Below are 22,665 nucleotides of genomic sequence, written 5' to 3'. Positions count from 1 at the left end.
CTTCGGCGCCGCCCAGCGCGCCAGCTGGTGGACCCACGCGCTCGCCGACCTCCCCGTCGTCGTCTACTCCGTCTCCGGCTTCGCCGACGGCCGCCCCGTCACCCGCCCCGAGCCCGCCGACAAGGCCATGGCCGCCGGCTCGACCAGCGCCCCGGCCCAGGCCGGGCTCGGCCACGAGGCCCGAGGCGTCGCGGACCGCATCGAACGCGGGCTGCGCGCGACCGTCACCGCGGCCACGAAGGGCGAGGACGACCAGTGACCCGCCGGACCCTCGCGACCCTTCTCGCCGCCGCCTTCGCCGTCCTCCCGGCCACCACCACCCCCGCCCACGCGGACACCATCCGCGCCCGCCAGTGGGGGCTCGAAGCCCTGCACACCACCCAGGCCTGGCGCACCACGCAGGGAGAGGACATCACCGTCGCCGTCCTCGACACGGGAGTCGACGCCGACCATCCCGACCTCGTCGGATCGGTCCTGACCGGCAAGGACCTCATCGGCTTCGGCGCCGAGCGCGGCGACCGTTCCTGGGCCCGCCACGGCACCGCCATGGCCGGCATCATCGCCGGGCACGGCCACGGCCCCGGCCGCGAGGACGGCGTCCTCGGGATCGCTCCCCGGGTGAAGATCCTGCCCGTCCGCGTCATCCTCGAAGGCGCCGACAAGGCCCGCGACAAGGCCCGCAAGACCCGCGGCACCGCCCTCGCCGAGGGCATCCGCTGGGCCACCGACCACGGCGCCGACGTCATCAACCTCTCCCTCGGTGACGACTCCAAGTCCGCGCACCCCGACGCCGGCGAGGACGCCGCCGTCCAGTACGCCCTCGCCAAGGGCGTCTCCGTCGTCGCCTCGGCGGGCAACGGCGGTGAGAAGGGCGACCACATCTCGTACCCGGCCGCCTACCCCGGCGTCGTCGCCGTCACGGCCGTCGACCGCTTCGGCACCCGCGCCTCCTTCTCCACGAGCCGCTGGTACGCGACCGTCAGCGCCCCCGGCGTCGACATCGTCATCGCCGACCCCGACCGCCGCTACTACGAGGGGTGGGGAACGAGCGCCGCCGCCGCCTTCGTCTCCGGCGCGGTCGCCCTGGTGCGCTCCGCCCACCCCGACCTGACCCCCGCCCAGGTCAAGCAGCTCCTCATCGACACCGCCCGCAACCGCCCCAAGGCCGGCCGCAGCGACGCCAAGGGGTACGGCACCGTCGACCCCGCCGCCGCGATCGAGGCCGGTGCCGCGCTGAAGGGCGCCGACCCCAAGAACGCCGCCGCCGGCTACCGAGGCCGCTACTTCGGCCCGGGCCCCCTGCCCGCCGCCGACGAATCCCGGCCCATCGGCCTGCTCGCCCCGGTCGCCGGGGGCCTGGGCGCCGTACTGCTCCTGGCCGCCGTGGTCCTGTGGCGCCGCGGTCTCCCCGGTCCGCGGCCACCCCGCGCGCCCCGCCCGCCGCACTGACCGCAGCGCGCGCCGGAAGGTGAGCGCAGCGCCCGCCGGACGCGCTGACCGCAGCGCCCGCCGGGAGGCGCTGACCGCGGCACCCGCCGGGGAGGTGGCCGGCGGCCGGCGGTTAGGCTCGGTGCGTGGCGCTCAAGAACATCCCTGACCCCGGTTTCTCCGACGACGACGGCACCGCCGACCCGCGGCTCGCGGCGGCCCTCGCCGCCTGGTCGCAGGAGAGAACCGCCCACGGCCCGGTCCTGGAGGCGCTGCGCGAGGCGCGCCTGCTCGTCCCCGTGGTCGCCGTCCTCGGCGAGGTCGAGGAGGACCCCGAGACGGGGCTGCGCCGCGAGAAGACCAGCGACATGGCCGTGCCCACGCTCACCGCGGGCGACCGGCGCGCGCTGCCCGCCTTCACCTCGCTCGCCTCGCTCGCCCTCTGGGATCCGGAGGCCAGGCCCGTCGCCGTACCCCTGCACCAGGCGCTCCAGGCCGCCGCGCACGAGAAGGCCGACACGGTCGTCCTCGACCTCGCGGGGCCGGTGCCCTACCAGCTGACCGGCCCGGCGTTGCTGGCCCTCGCGGAGGGCCGCACCAGCACGGACCCGCTGGACGACCCGGCGGTACGGGACGCGGTGCGCGCAGCGGTGGCCGCCGAACCCGCGGTGCTCCGTGCCCACCTCGGCCCCGGCAGCGCCGACGGCACCCTCGCCCTCGTCCTGACCCCGGACGCGGTGCCCGCGGAGGCGGCCCGGCGCGTGGCGGCGGCCCTGGCCGCCGACGAAACACTGAGGGCCCGCCTGGTGCGCGGCCTCGACCTGGCACTCCTGCCGGCCACGGCCACCCCTCCGGGCGAGCCCTTCTACGTCAAGCGATAGCGGGGGCGCGGGATACCTCCCGCCCCCACTCCACAGTCCTAGCCGTACACCGGCCCGGTGTACTTCTCACCCGGGCCCTGGCCCGGCTCGTCCGGGATGATCGAGGCCTCGCGGAAGGCCAGCTGCAGGGACTTCAGGCCGTCCCGCAGCGGGGCTGCGTGGAAGGAGCTGATCTCGGTCGCCCCGGCGTCGAGGAGACCCGCCAGCGCGTGGACCAGCTTGCGGGCCTCGTCGAGGTCCTTGTGCTCCTCGCCCTCCTCGGTGAGGCCGAGCTTCACCGCGGCGGCGCTCATCAGGTTGACGGCGACCGTCACGATCACCTCGACCGCCGGGACCTCCGCGATGTCGCGGGTCATGGCGTCGAAGTCGGGAGAATCCGGGGAGTCTGCGGAGTCCGTGGGCTCGGTGTGGGGCGTCTCGCTCATGACCCACACGATATGCCGCACCGCGGGTGGCGCGGCGCGCGGTCCTCGGTTAGCGAACCGGCGCGTGCGGTGCTAACCTTGTGTAACGACCGGCCGGACACGTGTGTGCCCGGCCCACAAGTGGAGGCTCCGATCTCCCACCTGGCCGCCCTCACGGGCGGCGGGTCACCGGTCAGGTGGCGCCCATCGTTCCGTACGGACGATGGAGCCGCCCGATGTGCGCCCCGCGGTTGATCGCGGCGGTGCTCCGGTATTCCCGTGGAGCCCCGCCTGTGTCCCGTCCGGGGCGTTTTTCATGCGCCGGCGCGGTTGGTCTCACTGAAACAGACATACGCGTCCGTCCGCCAGGCGGTCGCGTGGTGCTACCGAGGAGGATCCATCAGCGCCGAGCCCCGCATCAACGACAGGATTCGCGTTCCCGAGGTGCGACTTGTCGGACCCAGCGGCGAGCAGGTCGGGATTGTTCCGCTTGCCAAGGCCCTGGAGCTCGCACAGGAGTACGACCTCGACCTGGTCGAGGTGGCGGCGAACGCCCGTCCGCCCGTGTGCAAGCTCATGGACTACGGGAAGTTCAAGTACGAGTCGGCCATGAAGGCCCGTGAGGCGCGCAAGAACCAGGCGCACACGGTCATCAAGGAGATGAAGCTCCGGCCGAAGATCGACCCGCACGACTACGACACCAAAAAGGGTCACGTCGTCCGGTTCCTCAAGCAGGGCGACAAGGTCAAGATCACGATCATGTTCCGTGGTCGTGAGCAGTCCCGCCCCGAGCTCGGCTTCCGGCTGCTGCAGCGGCTGGCTTCGGACGTCGAGGAGCTTGGCTTCATCGAGTCCAACCCGAAGCAGGACGGCCGGAACATGATCATGGTTCTCGGCCCGCACAAGAAGAAGACCGAGGCCATGGCCGAGGCGCGTGAGGCCCAGGCCGCACGCAAGGCGGAGCGTCAGGGCCTCTCGCCCGACGAGGTCGCCGAGGACGCTCAGGCCGAGGACGCTTCGGCCGAGGCTTCCGCCGAGGCCGAGAACCCCGAGGCGTGACCCGAGGGGCTGCCATCCAGGCAGCCCCGGGTGCCCGCCCGGACCACCAAACCAAGATCTGACGCTCCCGGATCACCGGTGCCCGCACCGGTGGGGAGCGCCACTGACGAGGAGATAACGGCGCTATGCCGAAGAACAAGACGCACTCCGGTGCCAAGAAGCGCTTCAAGATCACCGGCTCCGGCAAGGTGCTGCGCGAGCGCGCCGGCAAGCGCCACCTGCTCGAGCACAAGTCGTCCAAGCTGACGCGTCGCCTCACCGGCAACGCCGAGATGGCCCCGGGCGACGCGGCCAAGATCAAGAAGATGCTGGGCATCTGAGCTTGATCTCCCGCCCTCGGCGACGAGGGCATCCGGCCAAGACCGGGACCCATCCGATTTCCGGGTCGTGTGAGCACCACCGCGACCCCGCTACAAGGAGTTAAGAAGTGGCACGCGTCAAGCGGGCAGTCAACGCCCACAAGAAGCGCCGGGCGATCCTCGAGGCGGCCTCCGGCTACCGCGGTCAGCGTTCGCGCCTGTACCGCAAGGCCAAGGAGCAGGTCACCCACTCCCTGGTCTACAACTACAACGACCGCAAGAAGCGCAAGGGCGACTTCCGTCAGCTGTGGATCCAGCGCATCAACGCCGCTGCCCGCCAGAACGGCATGACGTACAACCGCCTCATCCAGGGTCTGAAGGCCGCCAACATCGAGGTGGACCGCAAGATCCTCGCGGAGCTGGCCGTCAACGACGCCAACGCGTTCGCCGCGCTCGTCGAGGTCGCGCAGAAGGCCCTCCCGGCCGACGTCAACGCCCCGAAGGCCGCCGCCTGATCTTCCAGGCCGCAGTACTTCTGCCCGGACCCGCAGGCCCCGCGCCTGCGGGTCCGGCGCGTTCCGGCCGGTCAGGCCGCCGGGTCGCCAGGACCTCCGCGCGTTCCGGCCGGTCAGGCCGCAGGGCCGCCAGGCCTCCGCGCGTTCCGGCCGGTCCAGCCCGGGCCCTCCGCATTCCCGGACCGCCCGCACCCCCCTCGTACCCCTCTCGCACCCTCTCGTACGGACGAAAAGAGAGCCGCCGACCCCATGGGCACCCCCGAGCTGATCTCCCCGCGTTCGCCGCGCGTCGTCGCCGCCCGGCGGCTCGCCAAGCGCAACTTCCGGGGCAAGGACCGCCTCTTCATCGCCGAGGGCCCCCAAGCCGTCCGCGAGGCCGTCGAGCACCGCGGCAGCACCGGTGAACCCACCCTCGTCGAGCTCTTCACCACCGTCGAGGCCGCCGAGCGGTACGCCGGCATCGTCGAGGCCGCCCAGGCGGCCGGAGCCCGCGTCCACCACGCCTCCGACGCCGTCCTCGCCGAGGTCTCCCAGACCGTCACCCCGCAAGGCCTCGTCGGCGTCTGCCGCTTCCTCGACTCGCCCTTCGAGGAGATCCTCGCCGCCAAGCCCAAGCTGGTCGCCGTCCTCGCCCACGTCCGCGACCCCGGCAACGCCGGAACCGTGCTGCGCTGCGCCGATGCCGCCGGCGCCGACGCCGTCGTCCTCACCGACGCCTCCGTCGACCTCTACAACCCGAAATCGGTGCGCGCCTCCGTCGGTTCGCTCTTCCACCTCCCGGTCGTCGTCGGCGTCCCGGTCGAGCAGGCCGTCGCCGGGCTGAAGAGCGTGGGCGTACGGATCCTGGCCGCCGACGGGGCCGGGGAGGACGACCTCGACGACGAGCTGGACGCCGGCACCATGGGCGGACCCACCGCCTGGGTCTTCGGCAACGAGGCCTGGGGACTGCCGGAGGAGACCCGCGCGCTCGCGGACGCCGTGGTGCGCGTACCCATCCACGGCAAGGCCGAGAGCCTCAACCTCGCGACGGCCGCCGCCGTGTGCCTGTACGCCTCCGCGCGTGCCCAGCGCCCCCGAAGCTCCGTCTGAGGGGGTCCACTCCGTCACCTCCACCTAGTAGGGTGGCGGGCTCGGGGGCCCACTGCGCAACACGGAGGGGTGGGGAACGGGGATGACGGTCGACACGGACAGTCCCGCACACGCACGGAGTGCCCCGCCGGGCGTCCCGGAGCAGTGGCCCGGCATCGACCCCGACGACCTCCCCGACGGTCTCGTCGTCGCCGACGAGACCGGCCGTGTCATCTGCTTCAACGCGGCCGCCGCCCGGATCACCTCCGCGTCCGGCGGCGAGGTGCTCGGCCTCCCCCTGGAGCAGGTGCTGCCCCTGGAGGACCTCAAGGGGCGCCGCTGGTGGACCCTCACCGACCCGTACGGCGGGCTCGCCACCCGCCGCGGCCAGCCCGAGCGCAACCTGCTCCTGCCCGGCGGCCGTGAGGTCCTCGTCTCCGCCCGCTACGTCCGCGAGCACCCCAAGGGCCCCGTCCGCCGCGTCGTGGTCTCCCTGCGCGGCACCGAGGCCCGGCGCCGCACCGAACGCAGCCACGCCGAACTCATCGCCACCGTCGCCCACGAGCTCCGCTCCCCCCTGACCTCCGTCAAGGGGTTCACGGCGACCCTGCTCGCCAAGTGGGAACGGTTCACCGACGACCAGAAGCGGCTGATGCTGGAGACCGTCGACGCCGACGCCAACCGCGTCACCCGGCTCATCGCCGAGCTCCTCGACATCTCCCGGATCGACTCCGGCCGGCTCGAGGTGCGCCGCCAGCCCGTCGACATCGCCGCCGCCGTCGGCCGCCACATCCAGGCCCACACCGCCGGCGGCCAGTCCCCGGACCGGTTCTTCGTACGGGTCCAGCCGCAGCTGCCCGATCTCTGGGCCGACCCGGACAAGGTCGACCAGGTCCTCGGCAACCTGCTCGAAAATGCGGTGCGCCACGGCGAGGGAACCGTCACCATCGAGGTGGCGCCCACCCGCGCCACCACCGACGGAGAGAAGGGGACGGCGGTCACCGTGAGCGACGAAGGCCCCGGCATCCCCGAGGAGTCGATGGGACGCGTCTTCACCCGCTTCTGGCGGGGCAGCAAGCGCGGCGGCACCGGACTCGGCCTCTACATCGTCAAGGGCATCGTCGAGGCCCACGGCGGCACGATCACCGTCGGACGCGGCCCCCGCGGCGGCGCCGAGTTCCGATTTATCCTGCCCGTCGGCGCCCCGGCCTATCTCGCCTGACGAGATCACCAGCCGCCCGGCCGCCCACGGGCTCACTCGCGTCCTCGCACCCCGTTAGACTCGACCTTTGGCACGTTTGCGCCCTTGTCGTCGAGCGGGGCCGCCCAGCCAGCCAAACGGAAGCACGGGAAGAGATGTCCGCACCCAATAAGTCGTACGACCCGGTTGAGGTCGAGGCCTTGAAACCGGAAGAGATCGAGCGCATGCGGGACGAGGCGCTCGCCGCCTTCGCCGCCGCGGGTGACCTCGACGCGCTCGCGCACGCGAAGGTCGCGCACACCGGTGGCACCTCGCCGCTCGCGCTGGCCAACCGGGAGATCGGCGCGCTGCCGCCGCAGGCCAAGGCCGCGGCCGGCAAGCTCGTGGGCCAGGCCCGCGGCGCCGTCTCCAAGGCCCTCGCCGCCCGGCAGACCGAGCTGGAGGCCGAGCGCGACGCCCGCGTCCTCGTCGAGGAGGCGGTGGACGTCACGCTGCCGTACGACCGCGTCCCGGCCGGCGCTCGCCACCCGCTGACCACGCTCATGGAGCGGGTCGCCGACGTCTTCGTCTCCATGGGGTACGAGGTCGCCGAGGGCCCCGAGGTCGAGGCGGAGTGGTTCAACTTCGACGCCCTCAACTTCGTGCCCGACCACCCGGCGCGCCAGATGCAGGACACCTTCTTCGTCCAGGGAGCCTCCCCCGACGGAAAGGCCACCACGGGCGACGAGTCCGGCGTCGTGCTGCGTACGCACACCTCCCCGGTGCAGGCCCGCACGCTCATCGACCGGGAGCCCCCGGTCTACGTCGTGTGCCCCGGCCGCGTCTACCGCACCGACGAGCTCGACGCCACGCACACCCCGGTCTTCCACCAGATCGAGCTGCTCGCCGTCGACGAGGGTCTGACCATGGCCGACCTCAAGGGCACCCTGGACCACATGGTCCAGGCGCTCTTCGGGCCCGACATGAAGACCCGGCTCCGCCCGAACTTCTTCCCCTTCACCGAGCCGTCCGCCGAGATGGACATGCTCTGCTACGTCTGCCGCGGCGAGTCCATCGGCAACCCGGACCGGCCCTGCCGCACCTGCGGCAGCGAGGGCTGGATCGAGCTGGGCGGCTGCGGCATGGTCAACCCCAAGGTGCTCATCGCCTGCGGTGTCGACCCGGAGAAGTACAGCGGATTCGCCTTCGGGTTCGGAATCGAGCGGATGCTGATGTTCCGCCACAACGTCGATGACATGCGAGACATGGTCGAGGGTGACGTCCGGTTCACCCGGCCGTTCGGGATGGAGATCTGATGCGGGTCCCGCTTTCTTGGCTGCGGGAGTACGTCGACCTGCCGGCGACGGAGACCGGGCGTGACGTCCAGGCCAAGCTCATCTCGGCAGGCCTCGAGGTCGAGACCGTCGAGCAGGTCGGTGCCGGTCTGACCGGTCCGCTGGTGGTCGGCAGGGTCCTCACCATCGAGGAGCTGACGGAGTTCAAGAAGCCCATCCGCTTCTGCACCGTCGACGTCGGCCAGGCTGGGGGCACCTCCCAGGCCGGAGGCTCTGGGGGAGGCACCGGTGAGCCGCAGGAGATCATCTGCGGCGCCCGGAACTTCGCCGAGGGCGACAAGGTCGTCGTGGCGCTGCCCGGCGCCGTCCTCCCCGGTGACTTCCGGATCGCCGAGCGCAAGACGTACGGCCGGGTCTCCCGCGGCATGATCTGCTCCGGCGGCGAGCTCGGCATGGGCGACGACGGCTCCCACGGCATCATCGTGCTCCCGCCGGAGCACGAGGTCGGCATCGACGCCACCAAGCTGCTCGAGCTGTACGACGAGGTCCTCGACATCGCCGTCACGCCCGACCGCGGCTACTGCCTCTCGATGCGCGGCGTCGCCCGCGAGGCCGCCATCGCCTACGGCCTCCCGCTGCGCGACCCGGCCCTGCTCGACGTGCCCGCGCCGAACTCGTACGGCTACCCGGTCCAGATCAGCGACCCGATCGGCTGCGACCGCTTCACCGCCCGTACGGTCGTGGGTCTGGACCCCGAGGCCCGCTCCCCGATCTGGCTGCAGCGCCGCCTCCAGAAGGCCGGCATGCGCCCGATCTCGCTCGCCGTCGACATCACGAACTACGTGATGCTGGAGCTCGGCCAGCCCCTGCACGCCTACGACCGCACCCGGCTCGACGGGCCCATCGGCGTCCGCCGCGCCGAGCAGGGCGAGAAGATCACCACCCTGGACGGCACCGTGCGCGTCCTGGACAGTGCCGACCTGGTCATCACCGACAACCGCGGGCCGATCGGCATCGCGGGTGTGATGGGCGGCGCCAACACCGAGATCGCCGACCACGCCGACCTCGCCGGGGCGACCACCGAGGTCGTCATCGAGGCCGCGCACTTCGCCCCGATCTCGATCGCCCGCACGGCCCGCCGCCACAAGCTGGCCTCCGAGGCGTCCAAGCGCTTCGAGCGCGGCGTCGACCCGCAGGCCGCGGCCGCGGCCGCGCAGCGCACCGTCGACCTGCTCGTGCTGCTCGCCGGCGGCACCGCCGAGGCCGGCGTCACCGAGATCCTCGCCCCCTCCGCGCCCCGTACGGTCGCCATGCCGGCGAACCACCCGGACAAGGTCGCGGGCGTCGAGTACGGCCGTGAGACCGTCGTCCGCCGCCTCCAGGAGATCGGCTGCGACGTCTACGGCCAGGACGAGCTCGTCGTCACCGTCCCGTCGTGGCGCCCCGACCTCAACGAGCCGAACGACCTCGCCGAAGAGGTCATCCGGCTCGAGGGGTACGAGAACCTGCCCTCGACGCTGCCCAAGCCGCCGGCCGGCCGCGGGCTGACCGAGCGCCAGCGCACCCACCGCCGCGTCGGCCGCGCGCTGGCCGGCGCCGGGTACGTGGAGGCGCTGAACTACCCGTTCATCGGTGAGCAGGTCTTCGACCAGCTCAGCCTGGAGGCGGACGACGCCCGCCGCCGTACGGTCAAGCTGGTCAACCCGCTCTCCGACGAGGAGCCCGCGCTCCGTACGACGCTGCTGCCGGGCCTGCTCGGCGCGCTGCGCCGCAACGACGGGCGCGGCAGCCACGACCTGGCGCTCTTCGAGACCGGCCTGGTCTTCCGGCCGGGCGACCAGCCGGGTGTCGCGGTGCGACTGCCCGTCGACCGCCGTCCCACCGACGAGGAGATCGCGGTCGTCAACGCCGCGCTGCCCGCGCAGCCGCGTCGTGCCGCCGTCGTCCTGGCCGGCGCCCGCGAGCAGGCCGGCTGGTGGGGCAAGGGCCGCCCGTCCGACTGGGCCGACGCGATCCAGGCGGCGCGGACCGTGGCCGCGGAGGCCGGTGTGGAGCTGATCATCAGCGCCGACCAGCACGCCCCGTGGCACCCCGGCCGCTGCGCCGCGTTCCACGTCGTGGTGGACGGCGAGAAGGTCCTCGTCGGCCACGGCGGTGAACTGCACCCGCGCGTCGTCAAGGCGCTCGGTCTGCCCGCGCGCACCTGCGCGATGGAGCTGGACCTGGACCTTCTGGAGCAGGCGAACCAGGGCCCCCTCAAGGCCCCGCGGATCTCCTCCTTCCCGGTCGCCACGCAGGACGTCGCCCTGGTCGTCCCGGCCGAGGTCCCGGCCGCCACGGTCGAGGCCGCGCTGCGTGACGGCGCCGGCGAACTCCTCGAGTCCGTCCGGCTGTTCGACGTGTACACCGGCGACCAGATCGGGGAGGGCAGCAAGTCCCTGGCGTACGCCCTGAAGTTCCGCGCCACGGACCGCACCCTCACCGTCGAGGAGGCCACCGCCGCGCGCGACGCGGCCGTGTCCCTCGCGGCGGAGCGCACGGGGGCGACCCTGCGCGGCGCCTGACGCACGAGGCCTCGGAGGGGGCCGGCCCGGTGACCACCGGGCCGGCCCCCTCCGGCGTTCCCCTCGTGTTCTTCCGGGCGGCCGGCCAGGAATAGGCGGCCGCCGGTCGGCGGTTGGGGCCGACATGGCAGACACATCCTCCGCCCAGCACGCGCTGCTCGCCCGGAGCAGGCTCGGCGTCCTCGCGACGATCAAGTCCGACGGCCGCCCCCAGCTCTCGCCCGTGATGCCGTCGTACGACCGGGCCGAAGGCGTCATCCGGGTGTCGACGACCGAAGGGACCGCCAAGGTCGCCAACCTGCGCCGGGACCCACGGGCCACGCTGGAGGTGACCAGTCCGGACGGCCGGGCATGGGCCACCGCCGAGGGCACGGCCACACTCATCGGGCCGGGAACGGACCCGCACGGCCCCGAGGTCCAGGCACTGGTGGACTACTACCGCGCCGCCGCGGGCGAGCACCCCGACTGGGACGAGTACCGGGCCGTCATGGTGTCGGACCGGCGCGTACTGATCACGATGACGGTCGACAGGGTCTACGGCACCGAGCTGCGCTGACGGCTGCCAGGACCGCACGGGCATGCGGGGATCCTCCGCCCGTGCGGGTGGCGGACGGGTGGCGCGCCGCGGCGCGCCGGGGTCACTCACTCCTTCGGGTGAGATGTCCGGGCGGTGTTCCCCCGTGCCCCGTGCGGTCGGCAGAATCGACGCGGCCACAGGGGCGGGCCTGTGCGCCGCAGGGCCTTCGGGTGCTGTCGGGCCTCAGGAAGGGCCGTGGATGATCCGTACCAGGTCGTTGCTCTCCGCTGCATCCCGGCTGCGTCGGCTGGGTCCGCTCGTCCTTCCCACCCTCTGGGGTGGCGTGGCCGTCACCTGGAAGCTCGGCTGCCCCATGGCCCAGCAGCCCGGGCTCGCCATGCGTATCGCGACGAGCGTCGTCTTCTTCACCGTCGGCACCGGCCTGATCCTCGGCATCCGTCGCGGGCTCTCCCGCGAGCTGGAGCGGATGACGGCCATCGCGCAGGCCACCCAGCGAGTCCTGCTGCGGCCGCCGCCAGCCCGGCTGGACGGACTGGCCGTCGCGGCGGGCCAGCTCTCCGCCTCCCGGGGCGCGACCGTCGGCGGCGATCTGTACGAGGCGGTGGCCACGCCCTACGGAGTGCGCGTGGTCATCGGGGACGTCCAGGGGCACGGTCTGGCCGCCCTCGGCGCGGTCGTCGCCGTCCTCGGCAGCTTCCGCGAGGCGGCCCACGACGAGCCCGAGCTCGGGGGAGTCCTGCGGCGGCTCGACCGGGCGCTGGGAAGGCATCTGCGCGAGCGCGCCCGCGACGAGCATCCGGCGTGCGCCGGACGGGAGCCGCGCGAGCCGGAGCACCCCGCCGCGGAGGAGTTCGTCACCGTCCTGCTCCTGGAGATCCGTGCCGACGGAGAGGTGTACGCGCTCAACTGCGGGCACCCGGGCCCCTACCGGATCGCCCGCGCGGTCGAGCCCGTGTCCGTCGGCGACCCCTTGCCGCCGCTCGGCGCCTTCCCGCTGCCGGCCGACCTCACCTCGTACCACTGCACCCGGCTGCTGCCCGGCGAGTCGCTCTTCCTGCACACCGACGGGGCGGAGGACGCCCGCGACGGCGCCGGACGCTTCTTCGGTCTCGAAGCCGTCCTGGCGGAGGCCGCGCGTGACGCGCCCCTCCCGCCCGCCGTGCTGGTCCGCCGTGTCCACACGGCGCTGCTGCGGCACACCCGGGGCCGACTCGGCGACGACGTGGCCCTGTTGGTCGTCCGCAACGACCGGACGCGGGTGCCGGCGCAGCCCGCCGAACCCGGGCTGCGCCGTACTCGACCCGCACCCTCCCCTCACTGACGAGCGACGGGAACGGTCGACGACGCCCGCCCCGCCACGGAGTGTCGGGCAGATCGGCGGGGCGGGCGGCGCGGAGTGAGCCGCCGCACTGTATGAGGGGGAGCAGCGGCGGCCCGGTCGCCTTTCGGCGAGGCGCTCAGTCAACCGGCTCCGGCGAGGCGGCGGCAGAGCGCACGGACCGGAAGAACGGGCACTTCGTTCACACCCCGTGCGAAACCGTCCTCCACTACGCTGTTCGACCCGAGCCACCGGAGGGGCCATGCAGCCCAACACCCTGCTCGACGCCCTGCTCGACGAAGCGGGCGTCTCGCACGCGGGCCTCGCCGCCCATGTGAACCAGGCGGGCCGCTCCCGGGGCCTCGCCCTGCGCTACGAACACACCGCCGTCGCACGCTGGTTGAAGGGCCAGCGACCGCGCGGCCAGGTACCCGACCTGATCTGCGAGGTCCTCGCCGCGCGGCTGCACCGGGCGGTCACCCTCGACGACATCGGCCTCGGTGTGCCGGGAGTCGGCGCCGCCCCGCCGGGCTCGCCGCTCTCCGGTTTCGTCGAGCGGGCCACCGCCCTGTGGCGCTCCGACGAACAGCAGCGGCCGCACATACTCGGTGCGCAGGCCGTCACCGGTACGCCGGCGGTGATGCCGGTCTGGGAGTGGGAGAACCCGCCGGAGGACTCCGACGTCTCCCGCGACGGCCGCACCCGCGTCTCGCCGGCCGACATCACGATGCTCCGGGCCGCCCGCGCGCACTACGAGCAGATGTACCGCAAGGCCGGCGGCATCGCGACGCGGACGCGGATCGTCGGCTTCCTCAACGCCGAGACCGCGCCGCTGCTCCGGGGCGCGTACAGCGACAGCCTCGGCCGCCGGCTGCACCGCGCCACCGGTGGACTGGTCGCGGTGGCCGGCATCTGCGCCTACGACTCCGACGCCCACGGTCTGGCGCAGCGCTACTTCCATCAGGCGCTGCGGCTCGCCAAGGCGAGCGGGGACCGGGGGCTCGGCGCCTATGTGGTGGCGCTGCTCGTCAATCAGTCGCTGTTCATGGGGGAGTACCGGCAGGCGGTGGCGTTCGCCGAAGCGGCGCTGCGGTCGGCCGGGCGGCAGATCACCCCTGCGCTGGCCGCCGATCTCTCCGCGATGCAGGCGAAGGCGTACGCCCATCTCGGAGACGGGACGGCGGCGCTCACCTGCATCCGACGGGCGGAGGCGGAGGCGGAGCGGATCAGTCCGGTGCATGAGCCCGCCGAGACCGGCTATGTCCAGCCGGGGCTGGTCAATGTGCAGGTCGCCGAGGCGCTGCTCAGTCTGGGTGATCTTCCGGCCGCGCGGGAGCACGCGCTGGCGGCCGTGGAGACGCCGGCGCACGACCGGGGCAGGGTGCACCGGCTCGCCATGCTGTGCCAGATCGAGCTGCGGCAGGGGGAGGCCGACGAAGCGGCGCGGACGGCGGTGGAAATGACCGAACGGGCCCGCGGAATGGAGTCGCAGCGGCTGCGCGACCGGCTGCGTCTGGTACGGGAGCATCTGCTGGCGAGCGACTGCGGGGACGCGCGAGAGGCGGCTGAGCTCATCGACGGGGCTCTACGCGTTCCCCTGTGAGCCCGAGACTGCTGCCATATTGCCACCGACCAATCGGAAGGTGGCAAAAACGTGCAGTGGACGAAACTGAGCGAACAACCTGTCTATGAGAACCGCTGGTTCCGGGTGAACCTCGCGGACGTCGAACTCCCGGACGGCCGCCACCTCGACCACTATCTGATCCGGCTCCGGCCGGTCGCCGTCGCGACGGCGGTCAATGAGGCCAACGAAGTCCTCATGCTCTGGCGCCACCGTTTCATCACCGACAGCTGGGGCTGGGAGCTGGCCGCCGGCGTCGTCGAGGACGGCGAGGACCCCGAGACCGCCGCCGCCCGTGAGATGGAGGAGGAGACGGGCTGGCGCCCCGGACCCCTGCGCCATCTCCTCACCGTCGAGCCGTCCAACGGCCTCACCGACGCCCGGCACCATCTCTACTGGGCCGAGGAAGCCACGTACATCGGCCCGCCCGAGGACGACTTCGAGTCCTCACGGCGGGAGTGGATACCGCTCAAGCTGGTCCCCGACATGATCGCTCGGGGCGAGATCCCGGCCGCCAACATGGCCGCGGGCCTGCTGATGCTCCACCATCTACGGCTCGCCTGAGGACCGCGTGCGAACGCCGAACGGCCCGTACCTGTGCGGTGTACGGGCCGTTCGGCCGGGGGGTCAGGTGTACGGGTAGAAGCCCGAGCCGGTCTTGCGGCCGAGCCGGCCCGCGTCCACCATCCGCTGCAGCAGCGGGGGAGCGGCGTACAGCGGCTCCTTGAACTCGGCGTACATGGAGTCCGCGACCGAGGCGACCGTGTCCAGACCGATCAGGTCCGACAGCTTCAGCGGGCCCATCGGGTGGGCGCAGCCGAGCTCCATGCCGTTGTCGATGTCCTCGCGGCTCGCGATGCCGGACTCGAACATCCGGATCGCGGAGAGGAGGTACGGGATCAGCAGCGCGTTCACCACGAAGCCCGAGCGGTCCTGGGCGCGGATGGCGTGCTTGCCGAGGACCTTCTCCACCATGGCCTGGGCGCGGCTGATCGTGCCCTCGGAGGTGGTGAGGGCCGGGATCAGCTCGACGAGCTTCTGCACCGGGGCCGGGTTGAAGAAGTGGATGCCGATGACCTGGTCGGGGCGCGAGGTCGCGACGGCGAGCTTCACCAGGGGGATCGAGGAGGTGTTGGAGGCGAGGATCGCGTCCTGCCGGGTCACCACCTGGTCGAGCACCTGGAAGATCTCGGTCTTGACCTGCTCGTTCTCCACGACGGCCTCGATCACGAGGTCACGGTCGGCGAACTCGCCCAGGTCGGTGGTGAAGCTGAGGCGCGCCAGCGTCGCGTCGCGCTCCTCCTCGCTGATCTTGCCGCGTTCGGCGGCCTTGTTCAGCGAGTTGTAGAGCCGCGTGCGACCGATCTCCAGCGCCTCGCCGGTGGTCTCGGCGACCTTCACCTCGAGGCCGCTGCGGGCACACACCTCCGCGATGCCCGCGCCCATCTGGCCGCAGCCCACCACTCCGACGCGCTCAATGTCGGCCATGGAGTCCGTCACCTCGTGCCTTTCGCTCTTCTCTGCGGCGGGCCCCGTGTGATTCCGGTGCGTCCGCCTCGACCCCACGACGTTACTCCGCATCGACCGATGATCGATCGGTCGGGCGGGCATGCTCTCGGGGATCGGGTGTGACGTGTCCGACACGTGAGGGGTGACAGATGGGGCTTATCGGGAGAAGAGGGTTCGTCGCGGGCGCGGCGCTGGTGGCGCTCGCCACCACGGGTGCGGGCACGGCCGGCGCGGTACGGAAGAAACCGCGCGCGTTCCGCGGCATGTGGCTGGCGACCGTCGCCAACCGGGACTGGCCCTCCCGCACCGGTCTCACCGCCGAGCAGCAACGGACCGAACTGCTGGCGCATTTGGACACGGCCGTCGAGCGGCGGCTCAACACCGTGGTCCTCCAGGTCCGGCCGACCGCCGACGCCCTGTGGCCCTCGCCGTACGAGCCGTGGGCCCAGTGCCTCACCGGCGTCCAGGGGCGCGATCCGGGCTGGGACCCGCTGGGGACGGCCGTCGAGGAGGCCCACGAGCGGGGCATGGAGCTGCACGCCTGGTTCAACCCGTACCGCGTGGCGAATCACACGGATCCGGCGCGGCTGTCGGCGGAGCACCCCGCCCGGCTCCACCCAGAATGGGTCCTGCCGTACGGCAGGAAGCTCTACTACAACCCCGGCCTGCCCGAGGTCCGCGCCTTCGTCCAGGACGCGATGCTGGACGCCGTCCACCGCTACGACATCGACGCCGTGCACTGGGACGACTACTTCTATCCCTACCCGGTGGCCGGGGAGGCCTTCGCCGACGACGCCGCGTACGAGCGGTACGGCGGGGACTTCCCGGACCGGGCGTCCTGGCGGCGGCACAACACCGACCTGCTGGTCTCCGAGACGGCCGCCCGGATCAAGGAGATCAAGAAGCACGTGGCCTTCGGCGTCAGCCCCTTCGGGGTCTGGCGCAACGTCGCCACCGATCCGGAGGGCTCGGAGACCCGGGCGGGCGTGCAGACCTACGACGACCTGTACGCCGACACCAGGAAGTGGATCCGGGAGGGCTGGATCGACTACGTGGTGCCGCAGCTGTACTGGCACATCGGCTTCGCCGCCGCCGACTACGCCAAGCTGCTGCCCTGGTGGGACGCGGTGGTACGGGACACCGGCGTCGGTCTCTACATCGGCGAGGCCCTCTACAAGTGCGGTGACCCCGCCCAGCCCGCCCCCTGGCAGGACCCGCGCGAACTCTCCCGCCACCTGGAGCTCGCTCAGCGGTATCCGACGGTCGGCGGGCACTGCTACTTCTCCGGGAAGGAGGTCGCGGCGGACCGGATCGGTGCGATGGCCGCGGTCGTCGCCGACCACTACCCGACCAGGGTTCGTCCGCCGCGCTGAGGAGTGTCCGCAAAGTGTCGCCGTCCGCCCTAAGGGCCGGGCGAGACTTCACGGACACGACCTGGGAGGCGGTCCTACATCTTTTCGTGGTGACGCACGACGGTGTCGGGGCCCGGTGACATCAGGGCCTCGTGACCGTCGTCGTCGAATCGCACGCGGTACGGGGGGGTGCCGTTCTCCCCCAGTACTTCCGTGACCTCGGCCGTACGGTCGTGCTGACCGACGGTCCGGCCGTGCACCAGCAGTTTGTCGCCCACGCTCGCCTGCATCGGGTGACCTCCTCGCGGCCGGGCTCTCTACAACGGAGTCTACGTCCGCCATTGTGACCCGCGTCACCCCCGGCTGTCCTGTCAGCCCCGGGCGCGCTGGGTCACCGCGATGCAGACGAGCACGGCGCAGGCGGCGAGCGGGGCGGCGGGGGAGAGCGACTCGCCGAGCACCGACACCGACCAGACCAGCGTCAGCAGGGGCTGCGCGAGCTGCAGCTGGCTGGCCTTGGGGATACCGATCGCCGCCATGCCCCGGTACCAGACGTACAGGCCGAAGAAGGTCGAACCGGCCGCCACCCAGACCAGTCCGATGATTCCGTGGGCGTTGAGCCGGACGGGTTCGAAGGAGAGGGCCACGGCGGAGCCGGCGGCCATCAGCGGCAGGCACAGGACCAGGGCCCAGCCGATGACCTGCCACCCCGGCATCAGCGCCGCGAGCCTGCCTCCCTCGGTGTAGCCGGCGGCGCAGACCAGGAGCGCGCCGAAGAGGTAGAGGTCGCCCCTGGAGAGGGCGCCGCCGCTCTGCTGGAGCGTGAAGGCGATGACCACCGCGGCGCCGGAGACGGCAGCGATCCAGAACGTACGGGAGGGGCGGCGGCCGGTCCGGATCGCGGCGAAGGTCGCCGTGGTGAGCGGCAGCAGGCCGACGACCACGGCGGCGTGCGAGGTCGTCGAGGTCTGCAGGGCGAGGGTCGTCAGCAGCGGGAAGCCCACCACGACACCACCGGCCACCACCGCGAGACCGGCCCAGTGGCGGCGCTCGGGCAGCGGGACCCGCATCGCGAGCAGGAAGGCGCCCGCGATGAGCGCGGCGAGCGTGGAGCGCACGGCGACGAGGGACCAGGGGCCGAAGCTCTCCAGACCCCAGACCGTGGAGGGGAAGGTCAGCGAGAAGGAGAGCACTCCGAGACCGGCGAGGAGCGTGCCGCGGGCCGGCGGGGCCGTCGGCGCCGTCGGAGAGGCCGAAGAGGCCGAAGAGGCGGAGGCCGCCGGGGCCGACGGCCGCGGGGAGCTGTCGACCGCTATCGCGATGGTCTCGGTAGCGCTATTCTGTGCTGTCATGCAAGAGCGTAGCAGTGTGGCCGAGCTGGCGAAATCCCTGAAAGCGGAACTGAACCGCTACTCACCGGGTGGGAAGCTTCCCTCGAGTAGGGCGCTCGTCGAGCGCTACCGCGTCTCCCCGGTGACCGTCACCAGGGCCCTCGCCCAGCTCGCCGCCGAGGGCCTCGTCGTCACCCGGCCGGGAGCCGGCGCCTTCCGGGCGGAGCCCCGCGACCGGACGCCCGAGGTGGGCGACACCTCCTGGCAGGAGGTGGCGCTCAGCGCCGACACCGCGACCGAGCTCGTCCCGCGCGCCGTCGACGCCTCCGGCGTCCTCGTGACGCTCGCCGCGCCCGCGCCCGGTGTCATCGAGTTCAACGGCGGCTACCTCCACCCCTCGCTCCAGCCCGAACGGGCGCTCGCCGCCGCCCTGGCCCGCGCCGGCCGCCGCCCGGGCGCCTGGGGACGGCCGCCCACCGACGGCCTGCCCGAACTGCGCGAGTGGTTCGCCCGCGAGATCGGCGGCACCGTCACCGCCGCCGAGATCCTCATCACCGCGGGCGGCCAGTCCGCGATCACCACCGCCCTGCGCGCGCTCGGCCCGCCCGGCACCCCCGTGCTCGTCGAGTCGCCCACCTATCCGGGCATGCTCGCCGTCGCCCGCGCCGCCGGGCTGCGGCCCGTCCCCGTGCCGACCGACGCCGACGGGGTCCGCCCCGATCTCCTCGAAGCCGCCTTCCGCGCCACCGGCGCCCGGGTCTTCGTCTGCCAGCCGCTCTTCCAGAACCCCACCGGCGCCGTGCTGAGCGCCGAGCGGCGGCGCGCCGTCGTCCGGATCGCCCGCGCCGCCGGAGCCTTCGTCGTCGAGGACGACTTCGCCCGCCGGCTCGTCCACGAGGACGCGGGCCCGCTGCCCGCCCCCCTCGCCGCCGAAGACCCCGACGGCGTCGTCGTCCACGTCTGCTCCCTGACCAAACCGACCTCCGCGAGCCTGCGCGTCGGAGCCCTGGCCGCCCGTGGGCCCGTCCTGGAACGCCTGCGCGCCATCCAGGTCGTGGACAGCTTCTTCGTCCCGCGCCCCCTGCAGGAGGCCGCCCTCGAGCTCGTCGGTTCGCCTGCCTGGTCCCGCCATCTCCGCGCGGTCTCGCAGGAGTTGAAGAGCCGGCGTGACGTCCTGACCGGAGCGCTCGCCCTCCGTCTGCCGGAACTGGCGCTGCCGCACATCCCCTCCGGCGGCTATCACCTCTGGCTCCGTCTCCCCGACAGCGTTCCCGAGGCCGCCCTGATGGCCGGCGCCCTCCGCGCCGGCGTCACCGCCGCGCCCGGACGCCCCTACTTCTGCGCCGAAGCCCCCGCCGGCCACATCCGCGTGAGCTTCGCGGGCGTCGCGGGCCCCGCGGAGATCGTGGAGGGTGTGCGACGGCTGAGGACGGCGGTGGACGAGCTCACCCCGTGAGTCGGACGGCGAAATCGACCTGACAACCTCCGCGGCGGCCTGCGAGCCTGCGAGCCATGAGCAATACGACCCCGTCATCGCTTCTCACGTACGGCGCCTACGAGATCTCCTCCGACCCGGACCGGATCGACCGGGACCGGGTCCACCACTGGCTCTCCACCGACGCCTACTGGGCCCTCGGACGCCCTCGCGACACGCAGGACCGGGCCATCGACGGCTCCCTCAACTTCGCCGCGTACCACCGCGCCACCGGAGAGATCGCCGCGTACGCCCGGGTCGTCACCGACCACGCCACCTTCGCCTGGCTCTGCGACGTCTACGTCGACCGGCCCGCCCGCGGCACCGGCCTCGGCACCGCCCTCGTGACCGCCGTCCGCGACCACCTGGCGCCGCTCGGGGTGCGCCGCATCATGCTCGCCACCGCCGACGCGCACGGCGTGTACGAAAAGGTCGGTTTCCAGCCGCTTCAGAACCCGGACATGTGGATGGCTCTCGGGCTGAACCGCCCCTCCGGCCCGTCCGGGGCCGCGCACACGTCGGCGCATATGCCCTCTTGACCTGCCAGGGCCGCGGCCTCACGATCGCGGCCATGGGTCTTCGGGTCACGCTCGTCGCAGCGGCGCGCAGCTCCTCCCTGCTCGCCGAGCGGTTCGACGACGACCGGCCGCTCGACGAGGCCGGCTGGTACGAGGTGCAGCTCGCCGCGCACACACTGGTCCCGCTCGGCGCGGCCGAGCTCCGCTACTGCTCCCCGACGCCCCGCAGCCGCGCCACCGGCACGGCCCTCGGCTACGCCCCGCTCGCCCAGCCCGCCCTGCGCGACTGCGACATGGGCCGCTGGCGCGGACTGACCCTCGCCGAGGTCGCCGCCCTCGAACCGGCCGCGGTCGACGCCTGGCTGACCGACCCCCGCACGGCTCCGCACGGAGGCGAGACCCTGCTCGCCTTCATCTCGCGCATAGGGGGCTGGCTCGACACCCGCCCCGCCGACGACGGCTCCATCGTCGCCGTGGCCGAACCCGCCGTCGTCCGCGCCGCTCTCGTCTACGCCCTGAAGGCGCCGCCCGCCACCTTCTGGAACGTCGACGTCCGCCCACTGTCCACGGTCACGCTCACCGGCCGCCCCGGCCTGTGGCACCTCCACCTGCAGGCCGCCGTGGGCCAATAGCCGCGGGGCACGATGCCGGGCGACGCGGCCCGGCATCGGTCCGCGCTCGCCACCGACCCTCGCTTTCCCGACGCCCCGACAGCGGCGGGCCCGCTGGTCGGTCTGCGGGGCCGGCTCGCCGCCGCCGACCGGCTAGCCTGAGACCACGATGAATCGTTTGACCACGTCATGGGGCGAGTTCCCGCTCACCCGCTTCCCCGCGGACCCGCGCGACCCGCTCCGCGCCTGGGACGCTTCCGACGAGTACCTGCTGCGGCACCTGGCCGAGACGGACACCGACCTGTCCGGCGCGGTCGCCGTCGTCGGCGACCGCTGGGGCGCCCTCACGACCGCACTCGCCGCCCGGCGCCCCGCCGATCTCACGCAGATCTCCGACTCCTACCTCGGTCGGCGGGCCACCGCCGAGAACCTCGAACGCTCCGCCGCCGACCCGTCCGCGGTCCGGCTGCTCACCACCCAGGACCCGCCGCCGGCACGCGTGGACGTGCTGCTCGTCCGCGTCCCCAAGAGCCTCGCGCTCCTGGAGGACCAGCTGCACCGCCTGGCACCCGCCGTGCACGAGGGGACCGTGGTCGTCGGAACCGGCATGGTCAAGGAGATCCACACCTCCACGCTCCAGCTCTTCGAGAAGATCCTCGGCCCCACCCGCACCTCGCTCGCGGCCAAGAAGGCCCGGCTGATCCTGTGCACCCCGGACCCCGCCGCCGACCGGGGCGCCAATCCGTGGCCGTACCGGTACGCCCTTCCCGCCGACGCGGCGACCGTCGGGGGCCTGACCGTCACCAACCAGGCCGGAGTCTTCTGCGCCGACCGTCTCGACATCGGCACCCGCTTCTTCCTCCAGCACCTGCCCAAGGGCCTCGGGCGGGCCCGCGTCGTGGACCTGGGCTGCGGCAACGGCGTCGTGGGCCTCGCCGTCGCGCTCGCCGAGCCCGAGGCCGAACTGGTCTTCACCGACGAGTCGTACCCGGCGGTCGCCTCGGCCGAGGAGAACTTCCGTACCCACCTCCCCGCCGGCCGCGAGGCCCGGTTCGTGGTCGGTGACGGGCTGGCGGACACGGCCCCCGGATCGGTCGACGTCGTACTCAACAACCCCCCGTTCCACAGCCACCAGGCCACCACCGACCGCACCGCCCGCAGGATGTTCACCGACGCGCGGCGCGCCCTGCGGCCGGGCGGCGAACTGTGGGTCGTCGGCAACCGGCACCTGGGCTACCACGTGACGCTGCGCCGCATCTTCGGCTCGTGCGAACTGGTCGCGAGCGACCCGAAGTTCGTGGTGCTGCGGGCCGTCAAGCGGGGCGGTCCCCCGGAGCGCTGACGGCCACGCGCCGCCGGAGCCCTGAGGACCGCGGGTCCCGTGAGGCCCGGCGGCGCGGGGGACCGGCCCTCAGGAGTCCGGGAAGACCAGGTCGAGCGCGCGCAGCCGCTCGGCGGAGGTCGTGATGTCGAGGGCGACGATCCGGTCGCCCCGGAGAGTGAACGCCACCGCGGAGACCAGCTGCCCGTCCCGGAAGGCGACGACCCCCGTCGCCCCGTCCACGAGCGCCGGCCTCGCCACACCGGCGAGCCGGGCGAACGCCGCCGCTCCCTCGGCCACGGCGGGAGCGCCGTGGACGGGGCCGGCCTCCGCGTACGCCACCACCTCGGGGTCCAGGACGGCGGCGAGGGCGCGGGCG

At 72.9% G+C, this 22,665-nt stretch carries 22 protein-coding genes and 2 pseudogenes; 19 read left to right on the top strand and 5 right to left on the bottom strand.

Translation table 11 applies throughout. The annotated features are described in order from the left end of the window. The 3 genes and pseudogenes from J7E93_RS22100 to J7E93_RS22090 form a co-directional block, all read left to right on the top strand. Positions 1 to 259: pseudogene (locus tag J7E93_RS22100) on the top strand (hypothetical protein); the annotation flags it as partial. Then, positions 256 to 1,449, top strand: coding sequence for a type VII secretion-associated serine protease mycosin (mycP, locus tag J7E93_RS22095; protein ID WP_215071669.1), 1,194 nt, complete (start codon positions 256 to 258; stop codon positions 1,447 to 1,449). The pseudogene J7E93_RS22100 and the gene mycP, both read left to right, overlap by 4 nt. Positions 1,450 to 1,574: 125 nt before the next feature. Next, positions 1,575 to 2,309 carry an SseB family protein gene (locus J7E93_RS22090; protein ID WP_215071668.1) on the top strand — a complete coding sequence of 245 codons (735 nt, stop codon included), beginning with the start codon at positions 1,575 to 1,577 and terminating at the stop codon, positions 2,307 to 2,309. Positions 2,310 to 2,347: 38 nt separating this feature from the next. Here J7E93_RS22090 and J7E93_RS22085 read toward each other — a convergent pair whose 3' ends face one another. Next, positions 2,348 to 2,734: a DUF1844 domain-containing protein gene (locus J7E93_RS22085; RefSeq protein WP_215071667.1), complete on the bottom strand. Its 387-nt coding sequence runs from the start codon at positions 2,732 to 2,734 to the stop codon at positions 2,348 to 2,350. Positions 2,735 to 3,052: 318 nt separating this feature from the next. Here J7E93_RS22085 and infC point away from each other — a divergent pair, with 318 nt between their 5' ends. The 11 genes from infC to J7E93_RS22030 all read left to right on the top strand — a co-directional run bounded on the left by infC (position 3,053) and on the right by J7E93_RS22030 (position 14,734). Beyond that, positions 3,053 to 3,772, top strand: a complete 720-nt coding sequence (gene infC / locus J7E93_RS22080) for a translation initiation factor IF-3 (protein ID WP_215071670.1) — start codon at positions 3,053 to 3,055, stop codon at positions 3,770 to 3,772. Positions 3,773 to 3,897: 125 nt separating this feature from the next. Beyond that, positions 3,898 to 4,092, top strand: coding sequence for a 50S ribosomal protein L35 (gene rpmI, locus J7E93_RS22075; protein WP_019884943.1), 195 nt, complete (start codon positions 3,898 to 3,900; stop codon positions 4,090 to 4,092). Positions 4,093 to 4,199: 107 nt separating this feature from the next. Continuing rightward, complete coding sequence (gene rplT / locus J7E93_RS22070) at positions 4,200 to 4,586, top strand: 50S ribosomal protein L20 (RefSeq protein WP_125652405.1); 387 nt, start codon at positions 4,200 to 4,202, stop codon at positions 4,584 to 4,586. A gap of 249 nt (positions 4,587 to 4,835) precedes the next feature. Beyond that, positions 4,836 to 5,675, top strand: coding sequence for an RNA methyltransferase (locus tag J7E93_RS22065; protein WP_215071666.1), 840 nt, complete (start codon positions 4,836 to 4,838; stop codon positions 5,673 to 5,675). A gap of 82 nt (positions 5,676 to 5,757) precedes the next feature. Beyond that, positions 5,758 to 6,876, top strand: coding sequence for an ATP-binding protein (locus J7E93_RS22060; protein ID WP_215071665.1), 1,119 nt, complete (start codon positions 5,758 to 5,760; stop codon positions 6,874 to 6,876). Between the two features lie 134 nt (positions 6,877 to 7,010). Beyond that, positions 7,011 to 8,150, top strand: a complete 1,140-nt coding sequence (gene pheS / locus J7E93_RS22055; protein ID WP_215071664.1) for a phenylalanine--tRNA ligase subunit alpha — start codon at positions 7,011 to 7,013, stop codon at positions 8,148 to 8,150. Continuing rightward, positions 8,150 to 10,693 carry a phenylalanine--tRNA ligase subunit beta gene (pheT, locus tag J7E93_RS22050; protein ID WP_215071663.1) on the top strand — a complete coding sequence of 848 codons (2,544 nt, stop codon included), beginning with the start codon at positions 8,150 to 8,152 and terminating at the stop codon, positions 10,691 to 10,693. Before pheS ends, pheT begins: the two co-directional genes overlap by 1 nt. A gap of 124 nt (positions 10,694 to 10,817) precedes the next feature. Continuing rightward, positions 10,818 to 11,249, top strand: coding sequence for a PPOX class F420-dependent oxidoreductase (locus J7E93_RS22045; RefSeq protein ID WP_215071662.1), 432 nt, complete (start codon positions 10,818 to 10,820; stop codon positions 11,247 to 11,249). Positions 11,250 to 11,469: 220 nt separating this feature from the next. Further along, on the top strand, positions 11,470 to 12,552 hold the full coding sequence (locus J7E93_RS22040) for a PP2C family protein-serine/threonine phosphatase (protein WP_215071661.1): 1,083 nt from the start codon (positions 11,470 to 11,472) through the stop codon (positions 12,550 to 12,552). Positions 12,553 to 12,811: 259 nt separating this feature from the next. Beyond that, positions 12,812 to 14,152 (top strand): transcriptional regulator, encoded by a 1,341-nt coding sequence (locus J7E93_RS22035; protein ID WP_215071660.1) that lies wholly within the window; start codon positions 12,812 to 12,814, stop codon positions 14,150 to 14,152. A 51-nt stretch (positions 14,153 to 14,203) separates the two neighbouring features. Continuing rightward, entirely contained in the window at positions 14,204 to 14,734 is a 531-nt protein-coding gene (locus J7E93_RS22030) for an NUDIX hydrolase (RefSeq protein WP_215071659.1), read from the top strand. A gap of 63 nt (positions 14,735 to 14,797) precedes the next feature. Here J7E93_RS22030 and J7E93_RS22025 read toward each other — a convergent pair whose 3' ends face one another. Beyond that, a complete protein-coding gene (locus tag J7E93_RS22025) occupies positions 14,798 to 15,658 on the bottom strand; it encodes a 3-hydroxybutyryl-CoA dehydrogenase (protein WP_215071658.1) in 861 nt (286 codons plus the stop codon). A 170-nt stretch (positions 15,659 to 15,828) separates the two neighbouring features. On the opposite strand from J7E93_RS22025, the gene J7E93_RS22020 reads away from it, so the two are divergent. Further along, positions 15,829 to 17,052 (top strand): glycoside hydrolase family 10 protein, encoded by a 1,224-nt coding sequence (locus tag J7E93_RS22020; protein ID WP_215071657.1) that lies wholly within the window; start codon positions 15,829 to 15,831, stop codon positions 17,050 to 17,052. Between the two features lie 74 nt (positions 17,053 to 17,126). Here the strand turns inward: J7E93_RS22020 and J7E93_RS22015 are convergent, their stop codons facing one another. Both J7E93_RS22015 and J7E93_RS22010 read right to left on the bottom strand, forming a co-directional pair. Beyond that, positions 17,127 to 17,321: a DUF1918 domain-containing protein gene (locus J7E93_RS22015; RefSeq protein WP_215071656.1), complete on the bottom strand. Its 195-nt coding sequence runs from the start codon at positions 17,319 to 17,321 to the stop codon at positions 17,127 to 17,129. An 81-nt stretch (positions 17,322 to 17,402) separates the two neighbouring features. Continuing rightward, positions 17,403 to 18,347, bottom strand: coding sequence for a DMT family transporter (locus tag J7E93_RS22010; protein ID WP_374105414.1), 945 nt, complete (start codon positions 18,345 to 18,347; stop codon positions 17,403 to 17,405). On the opposite strand from J7E93_RS22010, the gene J7E93_RS22005 reads away from it, so the two are divergent. From J7E93_RS22005 to J7E93_RS21990, 4 genes are all read left to right on the top strand, one after another. Further along, positions 18,244 to 19,818, top strand: coding sequence for a PLP-dependent aminotransferase family protein (locus J7E93_RS22005; RefSeq protein ID WP_374105413.1), 1,575 nt, complete (start codon positions 18,244 to 18,246; stop codon positions 19,816 to 19,818). The two genes, J7E93_RS22010 and J7E93_RS22005, sit on opposite strands and share 104 nt — an antisense overlap. Before the next feature lie 56 nt (positions 19,819 to 19,874). Next, positions 19,875 to 20,375 carry a GNAT family N-acetyltransferase gene (locus tag J7E93_RS22000; RefSeq protein ID WP_215071653.1) on the top strand — a complete coding sequence of 167 codons (501 nt, stop codon included), beginning with the start codon at positions 19,875 to 19,877 and terminating at the stop codon, positions 20,373 to 20,375. A gap of 32 nt (positions 20,376 to 20,407) precedes the next feature. Beyond that, positions 20,408 to 20,986, top strand: coding sequence for a histidine phosphatase family protein (locus tag J7E93_RS21995; RefSeq protein ID WP_215071652.1), 579 nt, complete (start codon positions 20,408 to 20,410; stop codon positions 20,984 to 20,986). 148 nt (positions 20,987 to 21,134) lie between these two features. Beyond that, complete coding sequence (locus tag J7E93_RS21990; RefSeq protein WP_215071651.1) at positions 21,135 to 22,307, top strand: methyltransferase; 1,173 nt, start codon at positions 21,135 to 21,137, stop codon at positions 22,305 to 22,307. A 69-nt stretch (positions 22,308 to 22,376) separates the two neighbouring features. Here J7E93_RS21990 and J7E93_RS21985 read toward each other — a convergent pair. Next, positions 22,377 to 22,665: pseudogene (locus J7E93_RS21985) on the bottom strand (RNA polymerase subunit sigma-70); the annotation flags it as partial.

Source organism: Streptomyces sp. ISL-36 (assembly GCF_018614205.1).
Taxonomy (GTDB): Bacteria; Actinomycetota; Actinomycetes; order Streptomycetales; family Streptomycetaceae; genus Streptomyces.
Note: the sequence above shows the minus strand (reverse complement) of the source record. Positions and strands in the feature narration are given on the sequence as shown.

Coding starts and splice junctions, on each gene's coding strand:
- J7E93_RS22085 (WP_215071667.1), bottom strand. CDS start 2,734: ATGAGCGAGACGCCCCACACCGAGCCCACGGACTCCGCAGACTCCCCG.
- rpmI (WP_019884943.1), top strand. CDS start 3,898: ATGCCGAAGAACAAGACGCACTCCGGTGCCAAGAAGCGCTTCAAGATC.
- J7E93_RS22065 (WP_215071666.1), top strand. CDS start 4,836: ATGGGCACCCCCGAGCTGATCTCCCCGCGTTCGCCGCGCGTCGTCGCC.
- J7E93_RS22060 (WP_215071665.1), top strand. CDS start 5,758: ATGACGGTCGACACGGACAGTCCCGCACACGCACGGAGTGCCCCGCCG.
- pheS (WP_215071664.1), top strand. CDS start 7,011: ATGTCCGCACCCAATAAGTCGTACGACCCGGTTGAGGTCGAGGCCTTG.
- pheT (WP_215071663.1), top strand. CDS start 8,150: ATGCGGGTCCCGCTTTCTTGGCTGCGGGAGTACGTCGACCTGCCGGCG.
- J7E93_RS22045 (WP_215071662.1), top strand. CDS start 10,818: ATGGCAGACACATCCTCCGCCCAGCACGCGCTGCTCGCCCGGAGCAGG.
- J7E93_RS22040 (WP_215071661.1), top strand. CDS start 11,470: ATGATCCGTACCAGGTCGTTGCTCTCCGCTGCATCCCGGCTGCGTCGG.
- J7E93_RS22035 (WP_215071660.1), top strand. CDS start 12,812: ATGCAGCCCAACACCCTGCTCGACGCCCTGCTCGACGAAGCGGGCGTC.
- J7E93_RS22025 (WP_215071658.1), bottom strand. CDS start 15,658: ATGGCCGACATTGAGCGCGTCGGAGTGGTGGGCTGCGGCCAGATGGGC.
- J7E93_RS22020 (WP_215071657.1), top strand. CDS start 15,829: ATGGGGCTTATCGGGAGAAGAGGGTTCGTCGCGGGCGCGGCGCTGGTG.
- J7E93_RS22015 (WP_215071656.1), bottom strand. CDS start 17,321: ATGCAGGCGAGCGTGGGCGACAAACTGCTGGTGCACGGCCGGACCGTC.
- J7E93_RS22000 (WP_215071653.1), top strand. CDS start 19,875: ATGAGCAATACGACCCCGTCATCGCTTCTCACGTACGGCGCCTACGAG.
- J7E93_RS21995 (WP_215071652.1), top strand. CDS start 20,408: ATGGGTCTTCGGGTCACGCTCGTCGCAGCGGCGCGCAGCTCCTCCCTG.
- J7E93_RS21990 (WP_215071651.1), top strand. CDS start 21,135: ATGAATCGTTTGACCACGTCATGGGGCGAGTTCCCGCTCACCCGCTTC.